The sequence below is a fragment of the Salinimonas marina genome (assembly GCF_015644725.1).
GTDB lineage: Bacteria > Pseudomonadota > Gammaproteobacteria > Enterobacterales > Alteromonadaceae > Alteromonas.
Window position 1 is genome coordinate 1,823,464 of the sequence record NZ_CP064795.1, and the last position, 14,644, is coordinate 1,838,107.

Below are 14,644 nucleotides of genomic sequence, written 5' to 3' on the forward strand. Positions count from 1 at the left end.
ATAAGATTAGATGAGATTGCTCGCCAGTGCGCCGGCTAAGAGACTGTAAAATATTTTGTGTAAATGGCTGATTGCACTGTTAAATCCGATCCTGGTACATAATCTCGAACTGCGCCATGGCCGGTTTCCAGTTGCGTATGGGCATCGTCCACTTTTTCGAAGCCTGATGCAAGGCTAGGTACAACACCTTCATGACGGCTTCGTCGTTCGGGAACGACCGGCGGGTCTTGGTGATTTTTCGCAGGGACGCGTTCAGCGACTCAATCGCATTGGTGGTGTAAATGGCCTTGCGTATCTCGACCGGATAATCGAAGAATACGCATAAACGTTCCCAGTTCGCCCGCCAGGAGCGGCTGATGGTCGGGTGTTCGCAATCCCATTTTTCTGCAAAAAGCTCGAGGGCCTGCTCGGCTTCAGCACGAGTGGCCGCACCATAAATCAGTTTTAAATCCGCCGCGATAATCTTACGCTGCTTCCAGTTCACGTAGCGCAGCGAGTGGCGAATTTGATGCACGATACACAGCTGCACCTGTGTTTTCGGGTATACCGCTTCAATGGCTTCCGGGAAGCCTTTGAGGCCATCACAGCAGGCGATGAAGATATCCTCCACACCACGGTTTTTAAGCTCGTTCATCACCGACAACCAGAACTTGGCGCCCTCAGTTTGGGCCATCCACAGACCTAATAACTCTTTTTCACCGTCGGTATTAATGCCAAGCGCCAGATACACGGATTTATTTTGTACCACGCCAGAGTCACGACTACGAACCACTAAACAGTCGAGATAAACCACCGGGTAAAGCTTTTCCAGCGGCCGATGCTGCCAGGCCTTAACCTCGTCCATCACCGCGTTCGTTACCTGCGATATGAAGGTGGCAGAGACCTCAACACCGTAAGCTTCTTCAAGGTAAGCCTGAATATCCCGCGTGGTCATGCCGCGCGCGTAAAGGGCAACAATGCGCTCATCAAATCCGTTTAGCTGATGTTCGCCTTTGCGTACTAACTTGGGGTCAAAACTGCCGTTGCGATCGCGTGGAATATGGAGTTCAACATCACCATTGGTGCTGCGAACACTCTTCTTCGTTTTACCGTTGCGAGAGTTGCCGCTGTTGTTACCAGCCGCATCGTTGGGCGCGTAGCCCAGATGGGCTTCCATTTCGGCTTCTAACGCTCGTTCAGCAACCTTCTTGGTAAGCTGCTTGAGCAGGCCAGCTTCGCCTAAAATGTCTTCTGGTGAATCACAGTCGTCAAGCAGTTGGTCGATGAGTTTGTCTGATATTGGCATTCTGATATCCTTCTAAGGAGTTGATAAGAATGCCATTTACACAGTTATTTTTACACTCTCCCGGCTAATAAGGCCGAGCCTGCACTTACCAGCGCTGACACAAAAATCCACCACGCTGCTGACGCTGCTGTTTTACGAACGGCTTCTGATTGATCAAATGCTGCATTCTGTAATGATTGCATCCGTGTTTTAGCTTCAGATTGGAAGGTATCCAGGCGTTTTAACAAATCATCTTTAGCTTCATTGTATTTCGCCATATATTCATCAATATCTGATTCGTCTAATTGATTATTGTTAGTAAGTAATGCACGAACCGTTTTGTCGTCCATCTTAGAAACACGTTTAGACAAAATCTCCGGAGCCATTTTAGGATCATCTAAGATTTCCATAAAATCAGCTTTAAGGTCGCGATATTTTAATTCTGGGCGTTGGGTCCGGTCGAACCAATCCTGCACCCGTGTTTCAGCACGTGTACGCTTCACTGGCAGATTAGTGGTCTGACTGCCCTGCTCGCTTTCAGAGTTTCCTGATTGTTGTACTGATTTTGCTTTATCTACCAATTTATCGAATACCGATAAAACACGATCTGCTTTCTGCTCATCCATATCTTTGTGCGAGGATATCGCGGCTTTTATGGTATTACGGTCAACCTGTTGGATACGCTGGCGCAGAACTTGTTTAGACTGTGAAGGATCATTAAAAATGGTTTCAAGATCTTTTTCAATCTGTTCAGAAGACACTTCATCCTGACCCATCTTATCAAGATAATCTGATACGGCCTGGCGATATTTCTGCCCTTCATCTTCGCTGCTGGGACTCAACTTATCAAACGCAGCGGTTGCTTTTTGATGATTTGAACCGCCTTCACGCATCGCGGTTTTGGTATGATTGACCGCATCTGAGAGCTTTTTCTTATCCCTGTCACTGACATTCGATTGCTTACTAGCAACTTCTAAAATAAGCTTGCGCGCAGCATCTGGGTCATCAGTGGTATATTGTTCTTCAATTTCAATTTCGTGGATCAGCTTTTCAATTTCTTTACGGAATTCACGAGGAGAATGATTAGAGGAAGCCTGATCAATATAACTTTTTATTTTCTTATCTATTTCAGAAACATCAAATTCCTGACGAATTTCATCGTGGATAGCTTTAACGGTTTGCTGTGCAAACTCTTCTGGCTTTGGCTGATTTCTTGAACTGAAAATACCGGAAACAGCTGAACCGGTTTTAGTTAAACTTGTTTGAATAAAAGAAAACAAACGTCCGGTAATGCTGGTTGTAAATTTAATATCAAAATAAAGACAGGCAATAAAAAACAGTGCCCATATAATAAGTCCGGTAATCGCACCGTTTAAAATGGTCGTACTTTGCGCCAGATCCAGTGCCAACCAGGTACCAATAAACAGCGATATAGACATGGTGACGGTACTGAATATCCCCAGACCTGATATCACTTTGGTGCCGGTGCTACCAGGCTCAGAAGAACTCGATGAAGATTGTGAAGAGTTGTTACTATCACCATTGTTGTTGTACTTATTGTCACGTAAGTCGCCGACCGCGCTAATACCTAATGCAATTGCCAGGTTGCTTAATAGGAATTGAATGCCTACGGCAATAATAACCCCGGCTAAAACACTGGTAAAAAAGTGCCCTGCCAATGAGACTGTACCCTGAGCCTGTGCAAAAGCCAGCGGGCTGAATAAAGCGGCCAAGCCAAATACCCCGGCGTACCTGATTTTGCGTATGTCCATTCTCCAAATAATTAATGAGTCTTCAATGGTTACTACTGAAATTGAAGCCCGGTTTAACCAAATATAAAAAATTCGGAATATTGGTACTTTATAACTAACCACACGGCATCTAATTCTTTAGCCTATTCTTGGTAACAGGCTTTCAGCCGCGTAGCGGCGTTACTTTTTTGTATGTGTCAGGGTATGGTGCCGTAAAAGGGAAGGTATAATAAAGCCCGAACTTTCGGCCAATATTGAATTTTTGACAGTTATTGAGGCAAAGCAACCTTAAAAATTTCAAAGTGCATCTGACTAACATCAGCGCCGGCATCTTGGATCTTACTATTTGTGTAATATAGGTCATTGTTGTATATGCTGAATGTATCAGCCCAATTGACTTTTTCACCACTTACCAATGTTCTCAGCTCCTGCGCTGGCGTAAGGTAATCAATAGTTCGTTTTTCCAGATTGGCTAAAAACAGGTTACCGTTGTCAGCGTAAATCATACCGTCAGGAGCCCCGGTTTGAGCAACTTCCCAAACGGCATCCGCTGTCTTTTGGCTCGAGGTGTTGTTTATATCTTTGGTATTGATAGCATACAGACTATAGCCGCTCAGTGTATGAAAATACAACGTATCATTGACTCTATCCAATGCTATACCGTCCGTATGAATGACATTTTCAAACGGAGTTCCTGCAATGTCCAATGTCTCTACTTCTGCGGTAGTCGTTTTGTGCTCATTCAAAACCCGATAACTATCATTGGTTTTTAAATTATAAACCACCAGCCCCGGGTGATTAGAATCTGTCATATAGATTCGTTGGGTTTTATCATCAATGCGTAAATCATTAATGTAGGAATCTGCATGATAAGCTTCTTTCGATAAGGTTAATACTGATTCAACATGGTTTGTTTGTAAATTGATGACAAACACTCGGGGAGCATCTTCAACCGTTTTAAACTTCGGATTACGGGTATCTAATACGTACAACTTTTTATTGTGAGCAATAACCGATTGCACCGCTAAAAAGCAGTCGTCTTTTACGAGGCTGTCGGCGACACACCGATTGTATTTATTATCAGGGTAAGGCGTTACCTCGTTTGTTTCTGTGTTAACTTCTGCCACCGCAAACTTTACGCCGTCACGCCAGTTCGGGGCGCTGATAAATATTTCGCCATCGTGACTCACAGAGATTCCGGTAATTTGTGTTCCCTTCACCTGGGCTACTTGTTGCGGTTCGTTCGCATAAACAGAAGTGCTTAATAATGCGCTGGTGAGTATTGCTGCAGATTTTTTGAAAGTCATAGAGTGTTGGTTTGATGAGTAAGAGTGTTTGATACGACCAGACTCGGTGTTTAGCCTATTGTTTTCAAAATCGGTTTAAAGACTGACTTTCTGGCGATTACCGGCGCAACGTTTGGAGCAATACTTTACGGCGTCCCAGTTTTTTTCCCACTTTTTGCGCCAATAAAAAGGTCTGTGGCACACCGGACACATTTTAGATGGCAGCTCAGACTTCTTCATTCTTACTTAGCTTAGTCAAAAAGGCAGCACCATCGCGGCGAATAGTATCAATCTTTTGCTGAGACATTTTCTCGTAGCTTTTGTACACCAGGCCCATTCTGGGGTTATCTTTGAGCTTGGTGTGGTGCGCATCTAAAAATCGCCAGTAAAGATAATTAAACGGACACGCCTTGTCACCGGTTTTTTTGGACACACTATAGCCACAGTTTTTGCAATAATCAGACATCTTATTGATATAACTACCGCTGGAAATATAGGGTTTGCTCGCCAGATTACCGCCATCGGCGTATAAAATCATGCCCGCGACATTGGGCAATTCTACCCATTCATAGGCATCGGCATAGACCAGCAAGTACCATTTTTGTACCTGTTCGGGGGCCAGTTCACACAACAGTGAAAAGTTTCCAATGACCATAAGCCTTTGAATATGATGCGCATATGCATGGTGTTTGGTATCTTGAATGCACTGACGCAGGCAATTCATATTAGTATGGCCGGTCCAGAAAAACTCGGGCAAATCCCGCTTGGCGTTAAAATAATTATCGCTTTGTAACTGTGGCATGGAATGCCAATAGAAGCCGCGTACATATTCCCGCCACCCCAGAATCTGACGAATAAACCCTTCTACCGAATTCAGGGGCGCTTCGCCCGCATACCAGGCAGCTTCAGCCTGCTGGACCACTTCGCGCGCGCTAAGTAAGCCGCAATTCAGGTAAAACGAGATATGCGAATGAAATAACCAGGGCATATTATGGCGCATGGCATCCTGATACTTGCCAAAGTCAGGCAATCGCTGTTCAATAAATTCGTTAAGTACCTGCAATGCCTGGTCACGGGTTACCGCGTAATGAAACGCGCCAATATCACCAAAATGATCGGAAAACTCTGTTTCGACTAAGCTGATGACTTCCTTCGTTACGGTGTCAGGTGAAAACCTGGTGGGTTCAGGGGGATGGACGTTGGCAGGCATGGCTTTACGGTTGCTGGCATCATAGTTCCACTTGCCGCCCGCCGGTTCGCCCTGCTCCATCAAAATCTGGTGTTTCTTGCGCATCTCGCGATAGAAAAATTCCATGCGCAGCGACTTTCTGTCTTTGGCCCATTCTTTAAAGTCGTCAACGCTGGCATAAAAACGCGGATCTTCTGAAATCTCGACAGGGGTATCAAGCTGTGAAGACCACTGCTGCATACTCTTTAGCAATCGGTACTCACCTGGCTCGGTTACCACAACCTGGGTAAGCGCCTCATTTTCCTGCAGACACCTTTTTACCTCATTAAGTAAACTGCCCTGATTATCTTCATCACCGTACTCACGGTAACAAACCCGGTACCCTTCATCTTTCAAGGTTTGTGCAAAATGCCGCATGGCCGAGAACAATAGTACCAGCTTCTTTTTATGATGTTTTACATAGGTGGCTTCTTCTTTAACCTCTGCCAGCAGAATAACATCGTGCTGTTTATTGGCCTGCTGCAATATAGGTAACGACAGCGTAAGCTGATCACCCAAAATGAGTCTCAGTGAAGCCGCCATCCTTATTTTCCCTTTATCTGGTCAAAGGCGTCTAAAGCACGTTGTCGACTTTGTTTTAAATCCACCAGCGGTTCAGGGTAGTTATCGCCTAAACTTACCCCGGCCTGTCGCAACACTTCTTTTGGTGCTTCCCAGGGTTTGTGCAGATGTTTATCCGGCATATCCTTAAGCTCAGGACAAAACTCACGTACATAATCACCGGCTTTATCAAACCGCTCACCCTGCAATACCGGATTAAATACCCGAAAATACGGCGATGCATCGGCGCCGGAGCCGGCCACCCACTGCCACCCGGCCGTATTGCTGGCCAGATCCGCATCCACCAGACAATCCCAGAACCATTGCTCACCCTGGTTCCAGTGCATCAATAGATTTTTCACCAGAAACGAACCCACTATCATTCTGACCCGGTTGTGCATCCAGCCTTTTTGCCACAACTGACGCATACCCGCATCCACAATCGGGATCCCCGTCTTGCCCTCTTGCCAGGCCTTTAACTCATTTTTGCTATAACGCCAGTTGAAGTGATTGAATTTTTCCTTGAAGTTTTCATCCACAATATGGGGAAAGTGATACAACATATAATAACTAAACTCGCGCCATCCCAGCTCGCTTAAAAAGGTCTCAATGTCTTTGTTTTCCTGATCGCCGTATTTTCCTTTAACGGCATACCATATCTGGTTAGGAGATATCTCACCCCAGTGCAAATGCGGCGATAATTTTGAGGTACCTGCCACTGATGGAATATCACGCTCTTCGTCATAGTGATCCGCAGCGTCTGACAAAAACTCACTAAGCCTGTCCGCGGCGCCTTCTTCGCCTGGCCGCCATTCCTTCTCAATATCGGCATACCAGTTAATCGCAGGCATCAACTCCAGTGCTGCTAACCCATCACCTTTATCTGGTACATCTGCATAGGTTATACGCGCCGGAGGGGCTTTGGGATAACGTGGCTCAGGCTGATTCAGACACCCTTTTTTATAGTAGGGGGTAAAGACCTTATAGGGCCCGCCACTTTGAGTCTGGATGTTGGCAGGCTCCCATAGCAGGCTGGCATTAAAGCTTTTTACCTGGATATCCTGCTCTTTGAGTTGTTGTTTAAGTTGCTTGTCACGTTTGATGGGCCAGGGTTCATAACAGCGATTCCAGAACACCCGCTCAACATCAAATTTTTCAAGCAATTGGGGGATTAATGTAGCCGCATCGCCCTTAAATATTTGCAGATGCCCATTTAAGCGTTCATCGAGACTGGTGAGCGACTGATGTAACCACCAGGCGCTGGCACCGCCCGGCTTACTGTCATCCGGCGCCGCCGTATCATAAATATAGATCGGGATAATTTTGCCTTCATCACAGGCCGCATTTAACGCTGGATTGTCTTTTACCCGCAGATCATTTCTGAACCACATCAGGCTCACCGGTACTGTCACGCACACCTCGTTGTTCTGGTCATTGTTATGGTCCTTGTTCTGCTCATATACGTAATATCGCATTATTTGATCTAAAACTGAGGGCAGAATGTCTGGCACCTATACAACCGGCTTGTATTGGTTCACCCGGGATCTGCGCCTTGATGACATGCCTGCCCTGTATGAACTTAACCAACATGTCGACAGGCTTATACTGGTCTATTGCAAGCAGCCAAGCTGGTTTTGCCAGAACCGTTTTGGTTTGTCCTCTATGGGGGCGCACCGGTGGAGATTTATTGAGCAAGGCCTGGCGGATTTGCACCAACAATTAGGCTATTGTCAGCAAAGCTTACTGGTTTTTGACCAGGAACCGGAAACCGTTATTCCCAACCTGTGTATTCAGTATGCTATTACCCATGTGGGTACCTCCCGCTGTGCCGGTGTTTACGAACATCGAAGCCTGGCAACCCTACAAAATAAGCTGTCTGATTGCTCCTGGTTTATTGGTTCTGCAGTTTCTATGTTCAACGAGTCTGATTTACCGGAGCCGGTAGCTCAGATGAAAGACAGTTTTACCCCTTGGCGTAAAGCCATAGAAGGCGTTCTTTGTGCTGAACCGCCCGTGGCTTACAAAACCAGCCTGAAGGCACCGCCTGCAACCCTGCTTAAGGCAGACGCTTGTTCAATCGCACAAGCACATCCCTCGCCGGTTAATCAGGAAAGCTGGTACGGGGGTGAACGTGCTGGCTTAAACCAGTTGCACCACTATTTTTATGCCACCCATAATATTGCTCGCTACAAAGAAACACGAAACGGTCTGTTGGGTTGGGATTATTCCTCAAAGTTTTCAGCCTGGTTGGCGCAGGGCATGCTTTCACCCCGGCGAATTATTCAGCATATTAATGAGTATGAAACACAGCATACCAAAAACAATTCTACCTACTGGCTGTACTTTGAATTATTGTGGCGGGAGTTTTTCTACTGGCAGTTACAAAAACATGGCGCCCTGTTTTTTGCAGCCGGAGGCTTCAAAACACCACACGGCTTCGGTGAATTTGATGAAAAGGCGTTTGAAAACTGGTGTCGGGGACATACCGGGTGCTTAATTGTGGATGCAGCGATGCGTGAATTAGCCCACACCGGCTTTACCTCGAATCGAACACGACAGTTGTGTGCCAGCTATCTCATCCATGAACTTAATCTACCCTGGCGCTATGGCGCGGCATGGTTCGAACATCAGTTAATTGATTACGACGTAGCCAGTAACTGGGGGAACTGGCTGTATCTGGCTGGCAAAGGCAATGATCCCCGTCAACAACGTAAATTTGATATGCAACAACAAACCCAGGCTTATGACCCTGAGCATCGCTTTATCAACCGGTGGCTATCCAAATGAGCGGGGCCCTATGCCTGTCTATATGACTTTCTTTGAGTGACTGTGCACGCGAATAGTCTTGAGTGACTGTCCAGGCGTGTAACTGTCCACGCGCATAGTCTTGAATGACTGTCCAGGCGCATACTGAAGCTCAAAGAATTAACCTGGCCGGTCCACCCATCCTGATACCAGGCCCAGATGATGTTGGATGCAGCTGCAAATCAGCGACCTACCCTGTCTCTTTGAAAAAAACCAGATTGATTTGGGGATACCAGGGGCAGCAGGGGGTTACAGGCGCTGGTCATTGGGTCACACCACGATACCCCGAGTGACATCAGACAAGCCCCTGCTAAGCTATTCAGTTTCCCGTCAGCTTACCCGTCAGTGACCCATGCAGTTACCCAGACAGATTGAGCATACGTTCTGCTTAGCGCTTGTGGTCTTTAAGCCACTCATTCAATAAGCGAACCTGTCCGCACTTATACGAGGCATACATAAGTCGTATCGCGTTGCTGACCATATCTTTATCACTCCAGCCGGTTTTTTCCCGGAGTTCATCATAGCACTGCACGGCTTCAGGGCTCATTGACTCCAGCAACCTCACATTATTCGGCTCTGGTGACGTTTCTTGTGCCTCAGGGTTCGCTTTGGCCTTTGACTGCTGCGGCCCGGCCGATTTGACGTAGGATACAAATTTTTTCTTTTTGGCCATACAAATCTCTTATTTTTAGGGATGCGACAGTGTAGCACGGGAAAAAATATGCATTAAATCACTGTTCGGAGTTGTTTAGCGTACAAGTGTTCGCTAAATTATGACGCTGACATTTTAAGATAATAAAAGAGATTGTATGTCCGATAAACAACATAGCTATAATCGTGATGAATTACTGGCGTGTAGTCAGGGAGAGCTGTTCGGGCCGGGCAATGCGCAGCTACCCGCGCCCAACATGCTGATGATGGACCGTATCGTGTCTATTACCGAAGATGGCGGCGCCTACGGTAAGGGTGAAATGATTGCCGAATTGGATATCGATCCTGAATTGTGGTTTTTCAAATGCCATTTCCCCGGCGACCCGGTGATGCCAGGTTGTCTGGGACTCGATGCCATGTGGCAACTGGTTGGTTTCTTTTTAGGCTGGAGCGGTGGTCCTGGTAAAGGACGCGCGTTGGGCGTAGGCGAAGTGAAATTTACCGGACAGATTTTGCCGACAGCAAAAAAAGTGACCTATCGCATCAGCATGAAACGGGTGATTAAGCGTAAATTATTCATGGGTCAGGCCGACGGTATAGTGGAAGTGGATGGCCGTGAGATTTATTCGGCGAAAGATTTAAAAGTCGGCTTATTTCAGGATACGTCTAACTTTTAATCCAGTAAAAAGCCCCGACCTATGCGGGGCTTGATTCAACGTCAAAGAGAGTTTTATCTTACGGACAGGCCGTCTTGTCTGTCGCCAACCGCTTCTCGCCATCCTCCTAACCAGTGTGACCTCGTGTCAAAAGACTGAAATGGGCAGTATTCTTTCGAGCGACCGCTGATTCCAGCCTGATACCCTTTTGCATGGGCGCGAGTCAATTTGTCTCTTTTTTGTCGTTTCATCGATTAGCCTCTTTTGTCAGTTAACGTGCGAAAAAATTTCTGGCACCACAAAGCAAAGTTGTAAAATCGAGTGCTGTTTTTCAATCGCACCTACCTTTGATAGCGAACTGTTGCTTCAGGTTCAAGTTTTTTTCATTAATTTTTCTGTTGACAAGAACTAACCTGATGAAAGGCATCGATATTTATTTTAACATTATTTTAGCATTTTTATTTATTCTGGCGGTTAATAAACGCTCATCCCGAGTCTGCTGATTACACAAAAAAGCCATGCAAATGCATGGCTTTTAGATTTGAACTGGTGAGCGACTCATCGCCCAAAGATCGACGTTTTATCAGCGCTGAAACCAACGGCGCCAGCCTATCAGGCCTCCCATCATGCCCAGAAACAGCCAGTTTACCCCGGCGCCACTGCGTTCAAAGTCCTCATCGGTATCTTCATCGCCATCACAACTACGGGGTTCAGTGTTGCCATTAGGGGTTAATTTAACCGCCTGAATAACTTCTTCGCTAACCTGTTCGCCGTTATCATCCACCACTATTGTGCCATCAATATTGCGAAGCGGCTTTTTGAACAGGGCGTTGGCGATAATTTCATTGTTGTCATTGATATCAATAGCATCAACCAGGGTATATTCGCTGTCACAGCTGATAAGCGTGTTTAAATCAACAATCTCCTCATCACCGACGGTATACATAAAGGCCCGGTGCTGCGCCGCCGTGGTATTACGGGCTGGTTCTGACTCTGACACGCCCACCACAATATTGTTATTGTTGATGGCCCGGCCTTCGGTCGGTGCGTTATTATAGAAGCCTTGCGGATAAAAATCCTCGCCACTATCCAGATTATGTACAAACAGCCGCTTACGGGAGACCCCGTTCGGCGCCCGTTGCACATATCCGGTCACCCAGTTTTCATCATTAATGGCCACGGCACTACTCACCTGATTCTCATCACGCGGTAACATCTCAATGGTCTGCCCATCAACAAAAGACACCGCGACCGTTTCGCGTTCACTGGTCACGGTACGACCTACTGCCACGCCGTTATTGTTAATGGCCTGAGCATAGCCTGCATAGTTAGCATTAAGCTGATTTTCATCAGGTTCAAATAACATCGGGAAGGTGGTGGTACTTACAATATTGCCCGAAGCGTCTAACTGCCAGATGGTCGGTCGAATCTGCGAAGCATCCCGCAAGGGGAAGCCGGTACTGGTGCGGCCCGATACGTACAGCACTTCTTGCAGACATTTTTCTATAATCTGCTCGCCCCGGGTTTCATCATCCATGCACTGTGCAATATCTTCAAGCCGTGAGTCTAAAAAGCCTGTGGTGCTGTAGCCGGCAACCTGAAAGTTTTCATTAATCGCATACGCCGTGGCATAGCCGTTTAGGGTATCATCCGGCGAAGGTAACCGGATTGACTGACCATTTATCTGAGCAAAAGCCTGAATCGGACCTTCACTGAGAACATAAAAATTGTCTTCGCCGTCTTCATCCACATAATCTACCCGCAAATAAGGCAGCTGCGAGGTACCGACAATATAATCGGCACTCAGACTGTCCCGGGCAATGGTTTGCACCGACTGGGTGAAGCCCTGACTTTCATCATCACGCAACACATCCAGTCCCGGGATCAGGCTCGACTCTACCGTATCGGTAAGATAGGAACGGAACCGTGCCAGATGCTGAAAACCGGTCGCACTGCGATCGCTGCTGGCCAGCAAAGAATTAACAATGCGTTCATAGTCTGCCGTGGTGAAGTTACCCGCCGCCGCAGCGTCGGCATCCTCAAGCACCTCGCTATTGTCTTCAAAGTAACCACGATCGGCCAGCCACTGGGTGTTGATAAACGGCGAAAACTCACCAGAAACCGTGGTCAGCATGGCACCGGTGTTATCAATCGATTTTGCAAAAGAGTTTTGTGCTTTGTCAGACACCGGCAGCGGTGTCACGGTGTAATTCTCTGCCCACGCAGTGATACTACTGGTTGCCAGTACAATGGCGGCGGCAAGCTGTGTTCTTTTCATTAACTGTCCTACTTTACTGCTGAGCATCTTCGAGCATGCTTTCGAGTTCATCCCAACGCGCATATTTTTCAGATAGCGTTGATTCGATTTTATTCATCTGTTCTAAAGCGGCACTGGTGGTGGTCTGATCCTGATTAAAAAAATCCGGCGCGTTAACCACTTCCTGAGCCTCTGCCAGTTGTGTCTCCAGGGCTTCTATATCCTGTGGCAGTGCTTCCAGTTCCCGCTGGTCTTTGTATGATAACTTTTTCGCCTTACGGGGTGAAGACTTTGACTTAGGACCCTGGTTAGGGTCTTTAGTTTCACTGGCTTGCTGATCTTTGGCGATTTTTTCCTGCTGTTGGCGGGCCTTATCCTGCTCGCTATACCACTGTGCCACATCGGAAAACCCACCTACAAACTCCTGCCATTTACCGTCACCTTCAAAAACCAGACAGGTGTTGGCAACATTATCGACAAACTCCCGGTCATGGCTTACCAGTAATAAGGTGCCGGCGTAGTTTGCCAGTAGGGTTTCGAGCATTTCCAGGGTTTCAACATCCAAATCATTGGTAGGCTCATCCAGCACCAGCACATTACTGGGCTGCAACATGAGTTTTGCCAGCATCAGGCGGTTTTTTTCGCCCCCTGACAGGGATTTAACCGGAGCCTTGACCCGTTCCGGCTCAAACAGATAATCCTGTAAATAGCTAATCACATGCCGGGGTTGGCCATTGACCATTAAATCCCGTTTACCATCGCCTACCGCATCAATCACGGTTTGTTCCAAATCCAGGCCAAACCGGTGCTGATCAAAATAAGCAACCTCTAGATTGGTACCGCGCCTGACGGTACCCTTGTCGGCTTCAAGCTGACCCAGCAGTAGCCGGATTAGCGTACTTTTGCCACTGCCGTTAGGGCCAATCAACGCCAGTTTATCGCCCCGTAATACATTAAGGTCAAGATCCCGTACGATTGGCTTGTGTTCAATAGCGTAGCTGAGGTTTTCAACTTCAAATACCATCTTGCCCGAGCGACTGCCTTTGTGCTGACTCACGACCACATTGCCTTGCACCGAGCGGCGGGCCTTACGTTCCTCGCGTAATTTTTTTAATGCGCGGACGCGGCCTTCGTTGCGGGTGCGCCGGGCCTTAATACCCTGCCGGATCCAGGTTTCTTCCTGAGCCAGCTTACGATCAAACTCGGCATTATGGGCGGCCTCGACCTCCAGGTCCTGTTGTTTCTTTTCCAGATAGCTGTCGTAATTGCCCGGATAACTGACCAATCCGCCCCGATCAAGATCCACAATCCTGGTCGCCATGGCCCGAATAAACGCCCGGTCATGGCTGACAAACACGATGGCCCCTGAAAGCTGGTCAGGCTTTGTTCTAACCAACGAATCATTTCGATATCAAGGTGGTTGGTGGGTTCGTCAAGCAGCAGTAGATCTGGCGAGCGCACCAATGCACGGGCCAGCGCGGCTTTACGGCGCCAGCCTCCCGACAGGGTCGATAGCGACACATCCGGGTCCAGTTTCAGCATCGTCAGCGTTTGGGCGATTTGCTGCTCGGCCTGCCAGGCATCCCGGGCGTCAAGTTGCGCCTGCAATGCCTCGAGCCGGGCCAGACTCTTTTCACTGGGATCCTCGGCCACCACCCGGGTCTGCTGATGAAACCGGGCGATAAGCTCGCCTACATCGGCCAGGCCTTCAGCCACATAATTGTAAAGGGTAACATCGGTAGTCTGAGGCGGATCCTGTTCCAGGCGGGCGATGATGGTTTTATTATCAATGATGCGCTGTCCTTCATCAGCCACCACATCCCCGGATATCACTTTCATCAGCGTGGACTTACCACTGCCATTGCGCCCCACCAGACATACCCGCTCGCCGGGCTGGACAATAAGTTCCACCCCGTCCAGTAATGGCGGATTGCCGTAAATTACCGTTATATTCTTAAGCTGCAAAATGCTCATTGTAAAAAAGACTCCAGTTCATTCTGCGTAAAAGGCCAGTTCAGCTGTGCGTTCGAGTCGGTGCGTTCCAGCACCGGAATTCGGGCCCCCAGACGGTGGTAAAGCTCAGGGCTGAGACGCACATTTTTGGTTATCACCACATACGACTGCGGGCCTGGTAGTTGTAGCAGCATGCTGTGCGCCACCTCACACAACTGGCAACCCGGCCCGG

The 14,644-nt window shown here is 47.7% G+C and carries 12 protein-coding genes and 1 pseudogene; 2 read left to right on the plus strand and 11 right to left on the minus strand.

Translation table 11 applies throughout. The features are described from left to right. Positions 1-79: 79 nt before the first annotated feature. The 6 genes from IT774_RS08075 to IT774_RS08100 form a co-directional block, all read right to left on the minus strand. The gene (locus IT774_RS08075; RefSeq protein WP_195812117.1) at positions 80-1,285 is read right to left on the minus strand and encodes an IS256 family transposase; all 1,206 of its coding nucleotides are present in this window, start codon (positions 1,283-1,285) and stop codon (positions 80-82) included. A 50-nt stretch (positions 1,286-1,335) separates the two neighbouring features. Next, positions 1,336-3,138, minus strand: a complete 1,803-nt coding sequence (locus tag IT774_RS08080; RefSeq protein WP_195812118.1) for a YrzE family protein — start codon at positions 3,136-3,138, stop codon at positions 1,336-1,338. 146 nt (positions 3,139-3,284) lie between these two features. Continuing rightward, positions 3,285-4,322: an L-dopachrome tautomerase-related protein gene (locus IT774_RS08085; RefSeq protein WP_195812119.1), complete on the minus strand. Its 1,038-nt coding sequence runs from the start codon at positions 4,320-4,322 to the stop codon at positions 3,285-3,287. A 75-nt stretch (positions 4,323-4,397) separates the two neighbouring features. Further along, entirely contained in the window at positions 4,398-4,541 is a 144-nt protein-coding gene (locus IT774_RS08090) for a DUF2256 domain-containing protein (RefSeq protein ID WP_195812120.1), read from the minus strand. Beyond that, complete coding sequence (locus IT774_RS08095) at positions 4,528-6,072, minus strand: cryptochrome/photolyase family protein (protein ID WP_195812121.1); 1,545 nt, start codon at positions 6,070-6,072, stop codon at positions 4,528-4,530. Before IT774_RS08095 ends, IT774_RS08090 begins: the two co-directional genes overlap by 14 nt. Positions 6,073-6,074: 2 nt before the next feature. Then, positions 6,075-7,502 (minus strand): cryptochrome/photolyase family protein, encoded by a 1,428-nt coding sequence (locus tag IT774_RS08100; RefSeq protein ID WP_195812240.1) that lies wholly within the window; start codon positions 7,500-7,502, stop codon positions 6,075-6,077. Between the two features lie 88 nt (positions 7,503-7,590). Between IT774_RS08100 and IT774_RS08105 the strand changes: the two genes are divergently transcribed. Next, on the plus strand, positions 7,591-8,877 hold the full coding sequence (locus IT774_RS08105; RefSeq protein ID WP_195812122.1) for a DASH family cryptochrome: 1,287 nt from the start codon (positions 7,591-7,593) through the stop codon (positions 8,875-8,877). A gap of 406 nt (positions 8,878-9,283) precedes the next feature. Here the strand turns inward: IT774_RS08105 and IT774_RS08110 are convergent, their stop codons facing one another. Beyond that, on the minus strand, positions 9,284-9,568 hold the full coding sequence (locus tag IT774_RS08110) for a hypothetical protein (RefSeq protein WP_195812123.1): 285 nt from the start codon (positions 9,566-9,568) through the stop codon (positions 9,284-9,286). Positions 9,569-9,704: 136 nt separating this feature from the next. Here IT774_RS08110 and fabA point away from each other — a divergent pair, with 136 nt between their 5' ends. Next, entirely contained in the window at positions 9,705-10,223 is a 519-nt protein-coding gene (gene fabA, locus IT774_RS08115) for a 3-hydroxyacyl-[acyl-carrier-protein] dehydratase FabA (RefSeq protein WP_195812124.1), read from the plus strand. Between the two features lie 53 nt (positions 10,224-10,276). Here fabA and rmf read toward each other — a convergent pair whose 3' ends face one another. From rmf to IT774_RS08135, 4 genes and pseudogenes are all read right to left on the minus strand, one after another. Then, positions 10,277-10,453 (minus strand): ribosome modulation factor, encoded by a 177-nt coding sequence (rmf, locus tag IT774_RS08120; protein WP_195812125.1) that lies wholly within the window; start codon positions 10,451-10,453, stop codon positions 10,277-10,279. A gap of 332 nt (positions 10,454-10,785) precedes the next feature. After that, positions 10,786-12,480 carry a DUF3466 family protein gene (locus IT774_RS08125; protein WP_195812126.1) on the minus strand — a complete coding sequence of 565 codons (1,695 nt, stop codon included), beginning with the start codon at positions 12,478-12,480 and terminating at the stop codon, positions 10,786-10,788. A 13-nt stretch (positions 12,481-12,493) separates the two neighbouring features. Beyond that, positions 12,494-14,433: pseudogene (uup, locus tag IT774_RS08130) on the minus strand (ATP-binding cassette ATPase Uup). Next, positions 14,430-14,606, minus strand: a complete 177-nt coding sequence (locus IT774_RS08135; RefSeq protein WP_232365157.1) for a hypothetical protein — start codon at positions 14,604-14,606, stop codon at positions 14,430-14,432. Before IT774_RS08135 ends, uup begins: the two are co-directional and overlap by 4 nt. Positions 14,607-14,644 lie beyond the last annotated feature (38 nt).